The following is an 11,506-nucleotide window of genomic DNA, read 5'->3' as shown; positions in this document are numbered from 1 at the left end:
CGGCCGCCCGGCCCCCGTCGGCGGGGCCGACACTCGTCCCCCCGCTCGCACCCGCCCCGGCCCAGCGGGCCCGTCCGCCCGCGGAGCCCGCCGCGGCGCAGCCGGTGGTCGTCGCCACCACCGTCGAGCCCGCCCCCGCGCCGTCGGTCCCCGAGGGCCCCCGGACCGAACGCATCCCCGCGGTCCTCACCACCCGTCCCGAGTGGTCGGACGCCGGGGGGCGGGCCGCGGTCGCCGGGTCCAGGGTCTGCACCCGGCCGGCTCCTCCCGGGGAGGAGGACGGGCGGGCGGTCGAGTGCCGGCCGGGCACGTCCAGGCCGGGCCAGGTCACCTCGGCCGGCAGCGCGGCGAACACGGCGGCGTCCGACCGTCCGGGTGCCCGCCCCGGCGCCGGAGCGCCCGGCCGGGGCGTCCCGGCGGCTGCGACGTGGGAGGTCTTCTTCCAGTCCCGGCGGCCGCGCAGGATCCGGGTGAACGCCCACCACACGGCCACCTGCAGCAGGTAGGCGTAGGCGACGTTGAGCAGCCCGAGGGCGACGGCCCGCCGGCGGGTCACCGACCCGCCGCTGCGGGAGCGGTAGACCGGACCCCAGACGACGTGCGGCAGGACGCCGAACAGCGCCGCGAGGGGCACAAGGCCCCAGGCCCCGCCGGACCACCAGGAGCCGACGCCGTCCCCGGTGTGGGTCATGTACCAGACCTGCACGGCCATCGCGGCCGGGAACACGACCGAGCCCAGCAGCTGGGACCACGGGACCCAGAGGTAGTAGGCGATCTCCAGGGCACCGGGCAGGCTGACCCGCGGGGAGCAGATGATGCGCCACAGGTAGCGCGAGCACTGCATGCCTCCCTGCGCCCAGCGGCTGCGCTGGCGCAGCAGCGGCCGCACGCGCGGGAGGCCGGTCTGGGCCACGAAGGTCTCGTCGCAGTACTCGGTGCGACCGCCGGTGAGCAGCACGTGCAGGCCCAGCTCGAAGTCCTCCAGCAGGGCGCCGTGCCACGGCGTGCCGAACTCCTCGGCGATCCGGTCCAGCGCCGACATGCGGGTGAACTGGCCGTTGCCGCCCATGCCCACGCTGCCGGTCCGACGGCGCAGGCTCTGCATCGCCGCGATGGGGCCGGTGAACTCCAGGTCCTGCAGCTGCACCAGCCAGGAGTCCCGCCGCCGGACCGGGACCTCGTCCAGGTCGACGAGGGAGGCCAGGTCCGCGGCGGCGAGGCCGTCGACGTCGTCGGTGACCCGGACCTGCACCTGCACGGCGGTGACCCGGGGGTCGACCAGGTAGCCGCAGATGACGTCGGGGGCCAGCCGCTCCAGCCGGGCGTCGGCGTCCAGCACGCCCACGACGACGCGGTGCCGGTCGGCCTCGGCCGGGAGGGCGGCGTCGATGGCCCGCCACGCGGCGTTGAGCGCTGCGCCCTTGCCGCGCTGGGCGTCGGGGAGCGTGCGGGTGACCACGCGCAGCTGCGGGAACTGGTCCTGCAGGTCCTCCAGGATGCCCGGGGTGAGGTCGGTGGAACCGTCGTCGACGACCCAGACGGTGGCCTCGGGGAACGCCCCGAGCAGGTGCCGGACCGTCCCGCCGACGACGAGCTCCTCGTCCAGGCAGGGGACGACGAGGTGGAAGTCGTAGCCGTGGCGGCTGCCGGGCACGCTGTCCGCGCGGGCCAGGAAGGGCCGCATGATGAACACGACGTAGAGCAGGAAGCTGACGCAGAGCATGAAGGCGGTCGTGTTCAGCGCCGCCAGCGCGATGTTGTCCTGGTTCACCAGCGGTCCCCGTCCTGGGGGTCGACCGCCGGCGAGGGGTACGTGCCGCGCAGCAGGACCACCAGGTAGGCGGTGCCGGCGAGCACCACCCCCAGGGTGCTGACGGCGGTGCCGACGAGGACGTGGGTGCGGGCGTACCCCACCTCGGGTCCCCAGGTGGCCATCCCGGCGGTGATGGCCAGCATCCGGGCCTGGTTGACCGCCAGGATCACGAGCACGGCGGCGACCAGTGCGCTCATCGCGCGCAGGACGGGGATCCGGCGGACGGCGAGCAGCACGGTGGTGATGACGACGAAGGGCAGCAGCAGGAAGGCCGCGGTGCACCCGACGGTGACGTCGATGCCGGTCGGCTGCCCGTCGACGGTGAACAGCACCGACCGGCCGACCTGACGGGCGTCCTCCAGGCCGATCGCCCGGGCGAGCGGGACGGCCGCCGCGGCCTCGAGGGCCTGCAGCCGGGAGGACCCGACGAGCATGGCCACGAGGGTCAGCACGCCGCCGGCGATCATGCCGGGGCGGACCAGGCCGACGTCGGGCGTGCGGTCGGTGTCGGTGGAGAGCACCCAGGCGTCGGCCCCGCCGGTGGTCACCGGGCCGGCGCTCACCGGCTCCGGCTCCCGGCCTGCTCACGGCGCGCGGTCACCAGGGCGTTCTCGGCCCGGACCCAGGTCGTGGCCAGCGGCTCCAGGCCGGCGCGCATGGTGTGCGCGGTGGCGGTGCGGAAGCCCGCGCCCTCGAGCCGGGCCTGCACCAGGTTGGCCACCCGGGCCACCTGGGAGGTCTGGTACCCGCCGGCCAGGATGCCGATCTGGCGGGGGCCGACGCGGGCGAGCCGGACGTCACCGGCGGCCTCGCGGACCACCGAGACGGCCCGCCGCAGCGAGCGCACGGTGCGGATGACGCCCAGGTCGACCAGCGCGAGCCCGACGGGGTCGCCGACCGGGGTGGACAGCTGCTCCTCGGTGGCCAGCAACATCGCCCACCCGCGCCGGTTGGGCAGCCGGGTGACGTCGTCGTGGCTGTCCAGGCTCCGCTCGAAGGCGTCCTCGCGGGCGTCGTCCAGCGCGGCGATGTCGGCGCTGAGGGACGCCTGCAGTGCGGCGGCCTGCACGGCCAGCAGCTCCGGCCAGTCCCGCTGCCCCGGGTCCACGGGCGAGGCACTGAACCCGGCCAGCGACCCCAGCTGCCGGCCGTCCGGGGCCCGCAGCGCGATGCCCAGGTAGCCGTTGAGGCCCCAGCCGTCGGCGAGCCGCCGCAGGTCGACGTGCTGGCTGCGGCCGAGGTCGGGGACGACGACGGGCTGCGGACCCGAGAGCAGGTGGTGGCACAGGGAGCGGTCCCGGGCCACGGGGGTGCCGGCCTGGTAGGAGGCGGCCCGGGTGCCCGACCACGCCGACCGCGGGCCGGTGGCCTGCGCCGTCGGCTGGACGGCGAGGCCGGTCCAGGTGTCCTCGGTGATCCGGCAGATGGTCCAGGCGTCGACGCCACCCAGGCTGCCCAGCAGGGCCAGGGCGGCGTCGGCCCCGGGCAGCGCGCCACGGGACCACACCGACCCTGACACCGGCAGCGCCGGACCGGCCGATCTCGTGTCGAGCACCTGCACGGCCGGGGCGACGGACATGTCGTCGTCCCAGTCCGGTGCCACGGGGGACGACTGCACCTGCCTCACCACGACCCACCTCTGTTCCCGTATCGCGTCGTTCCGGATCGACAACTGCCTTATCGGCAGGTGATCCGGGGCGTGCGACCACCGGGTGGCGGGGTCAGCCCGAGACCCGCCCGGCCCGGACCCGCAGCAGGGCGTCCTCTGCCCGGCGCCAGGTCCCGACGACGTCCTCCTGGGGTTCCCGGACCGCCCAGCCCGCGGTGGCCGTGTACCCGGCCGCACGCAGGGCGTCCTGGGCGAGGACGGCGGTCGCGCCCGGGTCGAGGTCGTCGAGGTCCCCGCCGACGACGCCGAACTGACGGCCACCGACCCGGCTCAACGCGACCTCGCCGAGCGCCTCGCGGAGCACGTGCCCCGCGCGCCGCAGACCGCGGGCGGTGCGCACCAGACCGATGTCGACCAGCACCACGGAGAGGTCCTCGGCCAGGTGCACCGCCCGCTCCGCCTCGTCGTGCAGCAGCAGGCCCCAGCCGCGCCGGTCGGGCAGGCCGGTGACGTCGTCCCGGCTGCGGAGGGCCTGCTCGATGCCCGCCCGCCGGTCGTCGACCACGGCGTCCAGCGCGGTGGCCAGCTCCCGGCCCAGGACGTCGGCGACCAGCGCGAGGCGCGCCGCGAGCCGGTCGTGGTCGACGCCCGTCCAGCGCGCCGCGGAGTACCCGCACACGCTGCCCAGCAGCTGCCCGTCGAACCGGCGGAGCGGGGCACCGACGTAGGCGGAGACGCCGTGCTGGCGGCCGACGGCCCGCAGCTCGGGGTCGGTGTGCCGGCGCAGGTCGCGGGCCAGCACGGGCCGCCGGCCGACCAGCAGGTGGTGGCAGGCGCTCTGCTCGACCGGGACCGGGTGGCCCACGAGGGCCGGCCCGGTCCTGGACCGGGACGTCACACCGGTCCAGGACCGGTCGGTCATCCGGGCCACGGTGAAGACGTCGAAGTCCTCGGTACCGGCGAGGTCGGACACCGCCACCCCGGCGGTGGCGGCGAACGCCTGCCCCAGACCGGGCCGGTCGGACACCGGCGCCGGCACGGGCGTGGAGCCCACGGACCATCCGGACATGCTCATCGCGTCTCCCGCATCTCACCGTCCGGAACTATTCCGGACGAATGCGTTCTACATCGACACGAGCGGGCCGGTCTTGAGCAGTGCGGGCACCCTCCCCCCGAGGAGGGAGGGTGCCGCCGACCTCAGGAGATGAGGCCGGCCTGGCGCAGCGAGCGCAGCGAGGGGTCCACCCGGTGGGTGGGGCCCACGACGGGCATCAGCGGGTCCAGGGTCTTCAGACCCTCCCCGGTGTTCAGCACGACGGTCTCCGCGGCCGGGTCCAGCAGGCCACGCTCCACCAGCTGGCGCAGCACCGCCGTCGTCACCCCGCCGGCGGTCTCGGCGAAGACCCCGGTGGTCCGGGCCAGGTCCCGGATGCCCTCGACGATCTCGGCGTCCCCGACCCGGCCGACCGAGCCGCCGGTGCGCCGGATGGCGTCCAGGGCGTAGGGCCCGTCGGCGGGGTTGCCGATGTTCAGCGACTTGGCGATCCCGGTCGGCTTGACCGGCTTGACGACGTCCCAGCCGTTCTCGAACGCGGTGGCGATCGGGTCGCAACCGGCGGACTGCGCGCCGAAGACCTTCCACTCGGTGGCCTCGACGATCCCGGCGGCCGACAGCTCGCGGAAGGCCTTGTCCACCTTGGTCAGCAGCGACCCCGACGCCATCGGGATGACCACCTGGGCCGGGATCCGCCAGCCGAGCTGCTCGGCGATCTCGTAGCCGACGGTCTTGGACCCCTCGGCGTAGTAGGGGCGCACGTTCTGGTTGACGAACGCGCAGTCCTCGAACTCGTCGGTCTCGGCGAGCTCGCTGGTGAGCCGGTTGACCTCGTCGTAGGAGCCGTCGACGGCGATCAGCGCCTGGCCGTAGACCGCGGACTGGACGATCTTCCCCGGCTCCAGGTCGCTGGGCACGAAGACGAAGGAGGGCAGCCCGTTGCGGGCGGCGTGCGCGGCCACCGAGTTCGCCAGGTTGCCGGTCGAGGCGCAGGCGATCTTGGCGTACCCGAAGCCCTTGGCCGCCGTCGCGGCCAGGCTGACCACCCGGTCCTTGAAGGAGTGCGTCGGGTTGGCCGAGTCGTCCTTGACCCACAGCGGGGCGGTGAAGCCCAGCTCGTCACCCAGGCGCTGGGCGCGCACCAGCGGGGTCATGCCCGGGTCCAGGCTGACCCGGGAGTCCGGGTCCTGACCGGTGGGCAGCAACGCGCTGTAGCGCCAGATGTTCTGCGGGCCGGCCTCGATCTGCTCGCGGGTCACCGCGCGCATCAGCTCGGGGTCGTAGTCGACCTCCAGCGGACCGAAGCACTCGGCACACGCGTGCTCGGCGATCAGGCCGAACGTGGCACCGCAGTTGCGGCACACCAGGCCGCGGGCGGGGTTCGGGGGCACCGGCTGCGCGATCGCGCCGGTGGCAGTGGGAGCGGTCATGGTCATACGACGACTACCTCCTCATCTTCCCCGCGTCGGGCCGTCGAGCCGCGCAGGACGGAAGGGGCACCTGCTGCCCGCGTGGGTGCGGGCGGTGGTTGCCGGGGCTTCAGCGGGCCGTGTCCCTCTGCCCCTCGTGATGAGTGGAACGTCGGCCACCGTACCGGACCAGGGGCTCCGGCAGGATGACCTGCATGACCGCCGCGATCGTGTACACCGACCTCGACGGCACGATGGTGGGGCCGCGGGGCTCCTTCTTCCACACCGCCGGCCGCGAGCTGACCGACTCCCCCGCCGCCGCCCTGCTGGACCTGCACCGGGCCGGGGTGCCGCTGGTGCTGGTGTCCGGGCGCACCCACGCCCAGCTGCTGGAGGCCGGCCGGGTCTTCGCCGTCGACGGCCACGTCGCCGAGCTGGGCTCGCTGGTCAGCTGGGACGGCGGCCGGGAGACCCACCTGCTCACCGGTGCCCTGCCCGAGGAGCACGCCGGTCGCACCCCGATGGACGTGCTCGCCTCGCTCGGGGTGGTCGACGCCCTGCTGGCCGAGCACCCCGGCCGGGTGGAGTGGCACGCGCCCTGGCACGCCACGCACTCTGCCGACGCCCTGCTCCGCGGCTGGCTGGACACCGTCGCGGTCGACGACTGGCTGGCCGCACGTGGCTGGGGCTGGCTGACGGTCAAGGACAACGGCCGCGTCCCGCGCACCTCACGGATGACGCTGGACGGCGACGGCGACGGCGACGGCACCGACCCGCACGTCTACCACCTGATGCCGCGCGGCATCGACAAGGGCGCGGCCATCGCCTGGGACCTGGCCCGCCGGGGCATCGACCCCGCCGACGCCGTCGCCGTCGGGGACTCCGTCAGCGACCTGGAGATGGCGCCGTCGGTCGGCCGGCTGTGGATCACCGCCAACGGCGCCGCGGTGGAGGGGATGCCGGCGGCCATCGCGGCCCTGCCGAACGCCACCGCCACCCACGCCCCGATGGGCGAGGGCTGGGCCCAGGCCGTCCGCGCCTCGCTCTGACCCCGCTGGGGCCCTCCCTCAGCTGGTGACGTCGCGGCGGGCGAAGTGCCGGAAGGCCAGCGCGGTGAACACCGCGGCGTAGAGCAGCGACTGGATGACGCCGCGGTAGAGGTCACCGCTGTCGACCGGGGTCTGCAGCAGGTCCGTCCAGGCGAACTCCTCCGCCGTCGGGAAGTAGTCCCGGACGCTGCCCAGCTGCTCGACCTGGTCGAGGATCGCGAAGACGAACATCGTGAACACCGACCCGCCGACGGCGGCCAGCGGCGCGTCGGTGACCGTGGACAGCCAGAACGCCAGCGTGCCGACGACGAGCAGGTGCACGGCGAGGTAGCCGACCATCCCGGCCAGCCGGAGCAGCCCGTCGCCCTGGCCGATGGTGATGCCGATCGGCGTCTGGATGTCCTCGAACCCGAACGCGATCCCGCCCGCGACGACGGCCACCACGGTCACCGTCAGCAGCGCCGCCACCGACATCACCAGCGCGGCCAGCCACTTCTGCCGGAGCAGCCGCATCCGCGGGACCGGGGTGGCCAGCGCGTAGCGCAGCGACCCCCACTGGGCCTCGCTGGCCACGGTGTCGCCGAAGAACAACGCGTACACCACGACCAGGAAGAACGACGTCGTCGCGAACAGCACGAAGAGGGTGAAGTTCAGCCCGGACGACGTCGCGACGTCCACCAGGTTGAGCCGGCTGTTGGACTGCGCGTCCTCGCTGGCGCCCAGCTGGAGGGCGGCGATGAGCAGCAGCGGCAGCGCGACCATCAGCGCGAAGACGCCGATGGTGCGTCGCCGTTTGAACTGCCGGCGCAGCTCGACCGACAGACGCAGGGTGCGCTCGGGCCGGTAGCCGGCGACGGCCCCGGTGGACTGGACGGTGCTCACGAGCTCTCCCCCACCAACGACAGGAACGCGTCCTCCAGGCGGCGGCGCGGGGTGACCTGGTCGACGCCGATGCCGGCGCCCACCAGGGCGGTGACGGCGGCCGCCCGGCTGGTGCCGCCGAGCTCGAGCACCAGGCCCTCGTCCGAGCGTTCGACCGAGGTCCCCGGCAGGGCGCCCAGCACCTCGACGGCGCGGTCGGTGTCGGCCGGGTCGTCCAGCACGACCAGCACGGCGCCGCCGGTGCCGATGATCTCCTCGACCGTGCCCTCGGCGACCTTCTGGCCCTTGGCCATCACGACGACGTGGCTGCAGGTCTGCTCGATCTCGGCCAGCAGGTGGCTGCTCACGATGACCGTGCGACCGGTCTTCGCGTAGTCCTGCAGCACCTCGCGCATGGCGTGGATCTGCGGCGGGTCCAGCCCGTTGGTGGGCTCGTCGAGGACCAGCAGGTCCGGCAGCCCCAGCATGGCCTGGGCGATGGCCACGCGCTGGCGCATGCCCTGGGAGTAGGACCGGACCCGCTTGTCCAGCGCCGTCCCGAGGCCCGCGATCGCGATGGCCTCGTCCAGGTGGGCGTCCTCGGCCGGCCGGCCGGTCGCGGCCCAGTACAGCTCCAGGTTGTCCCGGCCGCTCAGGTGCGGCTGCAGCCCGGTGCCCTCCACGAAGGAGCCGAGCCGGGACAGCACCGGGGCGCCCGGGCTCGCCGGGTGGCCGAAGACGGAGATGGTGCCCTCCGTCGGCCGGATGAGGCCCATGAGCATCCGCAGCGAGGTGGTCTTGCCGGCGCCGTTGGGGCCCAGCAGGCCCAGCACCTGGCCGCGGCGGACCTCGAAGGACAGGCCCCGGACGGCGGTGAAGCCGTCCTTGTAGGACTTGGTGACGCCCTCGAAGCGCAGCGGCACGTCCTCACCGTCGGGCTCGACGACCGAGAGCTGCCGGCGGCGCCGGGCACCCCACAGCCTCGCCACGACCACCCCCAGCACGCCCAGGCCGGCCAGCACGCCCAGCAGCACCCACCAGCGCGAGGAGGAGGACTCCCCCACCACGGCGCCGTCGACGGTCGGTGCCGCCAGCGCCGCGCCGTCGGCCAGCGCGACGGTGTAGACCCCGGCCTCGGCCGGGGCGGCGAACGCCTGGTCGGTGGAGGAGACCAGCACGCGCATCACGTGACCGGTCTCGAACCGGTGCACGATCCCGGGCAGCGTCACCTCGACCTCGGTGGGGGCGGTCGGGTCGGTGGACAGCCCGGTCAGCGCCAGCGGAGCGACCAGCCCCGACGGCAGGGTCTGCGAGCCGTCGGCGGCCACGTCGTAGAGCTTGGCGAACAGCGTCGCGGTCCCGGTCGGCGAGGACACGGCCAGCGTCACCGTGGAGGCACCGACCACGTCGGTGGCGGCGTCGAGCGGCGCGGAGTCGAACGCGGCGAACTGGCCGGGGATCTCCACCGTCGTCCCGCCCAGGGCGGCGGTGACCGCACCCAGTCCGGGCACCGTGGTGATCGCGGCCGGGTTGCCCCCCGGCGGTGTGACGACGGGGAACACGGTGCCCGACAACGGCACCGAGACGCGCTCGGCGGGCTGCGCGTCACCGATGCCCGGGTAGGCCGCGGCCTCCTCGGTCTGCGACCCGCCCTGCACGCTGCCGACCGCGGCACCGACGCCGGTGGGCACCGGGTAGCTGAAGCCGGTGCCCGGGTCCTCGCCCTGCTCGCGCAGGTGGAAGTCGAACCAGCCGGCGACGAGTTCGCGCAGGTCCTCGGTGGTGCCCTCCGAGGCGCTCTCGTCGTGGCCGCCGTCGTACCAGACCACGCTCACCGGGGTGCCCTTGGCGGCGATCCCGCGGGCGTTGGCGTCGGCCTGGCCCAGCCCGAACAGCGAGTCCTGGGTGCCCTGCACCAGCAGGGTCGGCGCGGTGATCCGGTCCAGCACGCCGGCCGGGGACGAGCGGTCCAGGATCGCGGCGATCTCCGGGGTGAGCGTGCCGCTGGCCGCCGCGGACTGGTAGGCCGCGCAGACGTCCGCGCGGAACCGACCGCAGGTCAGTGCCTGCTCGACGGCGGCGGAGTCCAGCGTGCTCGGGTCGATCTGGGGCAGCGAGGCCGCCCCGTCCTCGGCGGTGGCGCCGCCGGTCAGCGAGGCCAGCAGGCCGTCCCCGGTGGGCACGGAGCCCGCCCCGAAGAACAGCCCGGACCACAGCCGCTTGAACACCCCGGCGTCCCCGGTGGCCGGGGTCGCGGCCACGGTGTTGCCGTCCACGGCACCGGCCTGGGAGGGGAACAGCGCGCTGGTCAGGGAGTTCCAGGTGATCCGCGGGGCGATCGCGTCGACCCGGTCGTCGTAGGCGGCGCCCAGCAGGGACACCGCCCCGCCGTAGCTCACACCCGACAGCCCGACCCGCGGGTCGCCGGGACCGTCGAGCAGCACGTCGTCCCGCTCGGCGAGCACGTCGAGCAGGGTCGAGACGTCGGCCACCTCGAAGTCCGGGTCGTCCAGGCCGATCTGCCCGGTGCTGTCGCCGAACCCCCGCGCCGAGTACGCCAGCACGACGTAGCCCCGGGCGGCCAGGTCCTGGGCGTCGCCGGCCACCGAGTCCTTGCTCCCGCCGAAACCGTGCGCCAGGACGACGGCCGGCGCCGGGTCCTGCGCGGTGGCCGAGGACGGCACGTAGACCGTGGTGTCCAGCTCGACGGCGTCCGCGCCGGTGCCCGAGGGCACCGTGGCGTCCTCGGTGGTCACGTCGTCGGCGGCCGTGGCGGTGCCCGCGAACGGGACGGCCAGCAGCGCGGCGGAGAGCAGGGCGGTGGTGAGGGCGGCGACCGTCGCGCGTGCGCCGGGGCGCGGGCTGGGTCGCACGAGCCCGCGGGTGGGACGCACGGGCGGTGAACGGTCGGGGGACGGGCTGTGTTCCGCGGACGGCGAGCCTGTGACCGGACTGTGCGCCGGGCCCGTCCTCGGGCGGGACGGCGTCAGGCCGGCAGGGTCCCGCTCAGGGCTGCCAGCTGCCCGTCGCGATGACCACGATCCCGGGGTCGGGCAGGTCGGGGATCTCGAAGAACCGCACCGCCGGGCCGCTGACCTCGGGGAACTGGGCCACCAGGGACTCCGCCGCCTGCTGCTGGGCGGTGTCGCCCTCGGTGTAGTAGACGGTCGTGGTGGCGACGTCCTGCGAGCTGTAGGCGCCCAGCGTGCGGATCTCCCAGCCGCCGCCGGTGAGGGCGTCACCGATGTCGGCGGCCAACCCGGAGATGCCGGCGCTGTTGAGCACCGAGACCGGCGCGAAGACCGGACCGGTGGCCACCGGCGCCGCCGCCGTGGTCGGTGCGGGTGCGGCGGCCGGGGCCGGGGTGGTCGTCGCGGCCGCGGAGGTGGTCGGCGCCGGCCGGCTGGCAGAGGCCTCGCCGGTGTCCGGTCGGGAGAACGACCACACCGACAGCAGCACCAGGGCCACGACGACGACGGCGACGAGCCCGATCACCAGGCCACGGGACCCGCGGCGGCGGTCCTCCTCGTCCGGGACCGGCAACGCGGTGACGCCGCGTCGGCGTTCCTCGCGGCGCCGGACGGCGTCGGCGGCCTGTCGCTCGGCCCGGCCCGCGGCACGGCCGCCGACCGGTCCGGTGCCCGGACCCGTCGAGGGCCCGGGGCCCGTCGCGGGGCCGGGGCCCGTCGCGGGGCCGGGACCGGTGGCGGG

The 11,506-nt window shown here is 75.0% G+C and carries 9 protein-coding genes and 1 riboswitch; of the genes, 1 reads left to right on the top strand and 8 read right to left on the bottom strand.

The window, feature by feature from the left end:
- The 5 genes from AC0IVP_RS21215 to thrC form a co-directional block, all read right to left on the bottom strand.
- Positions 1–1,771: glycosyltransferase family 2 protein (locus AC0IVP_RS21215; protein ID WP_471759178.1), on the bottom strand; the 1,771-nt coding region annotated here is incomplete at its 3' end.
- A complete protein-coding gene (locus AC0IVP_RS21210) occupies positions 1,768–2,376 on the bottom strand; it encodes an archaeosortase/exosortase family protein (protein WP_471759176.1) in 609 nt (202 codons plus the stop codon). The genes AC0IVP_RS21215 and AC0IVP_RS21210, both read right to left, overlap by 4 nt.
- Positions 2,373–3,431 (bottom strand): GAF domain-containing protein, encoded by a 1,059-nt coding sequence (locus AC0IVP_RS21205; RefSeq protein WP_471759174.1) that lies wholly within the window; start codon positions 3,429–3,431, stop codon positions 2,373–2,375. The genes AC0IVP_RS21210 and AC0IVP_RS21205 overlap by 4 nt, the downstream gene beginning before the upstream one ends.
- A gap of 103 nt (positions 3,432–3,534) precedes the next feature.
- Positions 3,535–4,497, bottom strand: a complete 963-nt coding sequence (locus AC0IVP_RS21200; protein WP_157519248.1) for a GAF domain-containing protein — start codon at positions 4,495–4,497, stop codon at positions 3,535–3,537.
- Between the two features lie 122 nt (positions 4,498–4,619).
- Positions 4,620–5,906, bottom strand: coding sequence for a threonine synthase (gene thrC, locus AC0IVP_RS21195; protein WP_056294796.1), 1,287 nt, complete (start codon positions 5,904–5,906; stop codon positions 4,620–4,622).
- A gap of 18 nt (positions 5,907–5,924) precedes the next feature.
- Positions 5,925–6,052, bottom strand: a riboswitch (SAM riboswitch).
- 48 nt (positions 6,053–6,100) lie between these two features.
- Here thrC and AC0IVP_RS21190 point away from each other — a divergent pair.
- Positions 6,101–6,934: an HAD family hydrolase gene (locus AC0IVP_RS21190; protein WP_471759172.1), complete on the top strand. Its 834-nt coding sequence runs from the start codon at positions 6,101–6,103 to the stop codon at positions 6,932–6,934.
- 18 nt (positions 6,935–6,952) lie between these two features.
- Here the strand turns inward: AC0IVP_RS21190 and AC0IVP_RS21185 are convergent, their stop codons facing one another.
- The 3 genes from AC0IVP_RS21185 to AC0IVP_RS21175 all read right to left on the bottom strand — a co-directional run.
- Positions 6,953–7,816 (bottom strand): ABC transporter permease, encoded by an 864-nt coding sequence (locus AC0IVP_RS21185; protein WP_056293399.1) that lies wholly within the window; start codon positions 7,814–7,816, stop codon positions 6,953–6,955.
- Positions 7,813–10,668: an alpha/beta fold hydrolase gene (locus tag AC0IVP_RS21180; RefSeq protein ID WP_471759170.1), complete on the bottom strand. Its 2,856-nt coding sequence runs from the start codon at positions 10,666–10,668 to the stop codon at positions 7,813–7,815. The genes AC0IVP_RS21185 and AC0IVP_RS21180 overlap by 4 nt, the downstream gene beginning before the upstream one ends.
- Positions 10,669–10,801: 133 nt before the next feature.
- The coding region (locus AC0IVP_RS21175; RefSeq protein WP_471759168.1) for a LytR C-terminal domain-containing protein at positions 10,802–11,506 on the bottom strand (705 nt) is incomplete at its 5' end.

The sequence above is a fragment of the Klenkia sp. AC732 genome, from assembly GCF_979256525.1.
This window is presented reverse-complemented; position numbering and strand designations above follow the sequence as displayed.

Bases quoted from the DNA above. Each gene is read 5' to 3' on its own strand.
- AC0IVP_RS21200 (WP_157519248.1), bottom strand. From the start codon at position 4,497: ATGAGCATGTCCGGATGGTCCGTGGGCTCCACGCCCGTGCCGGCGCCG.
- thrC (WP_056294796.1), bottom strand. From the start codon at position 5,906: ATGACCGCTCCCACTGCCACCGGCGCGATCGCGCAGCCGGTGCCCCCG.
- AC0IVP_RS21190 (WP_471759172.1), top strand. From the start codon at position 6,101: ATGACCGCCGCGATCGTGTACACCGACCTCGACGGCACGATGGTGGGG.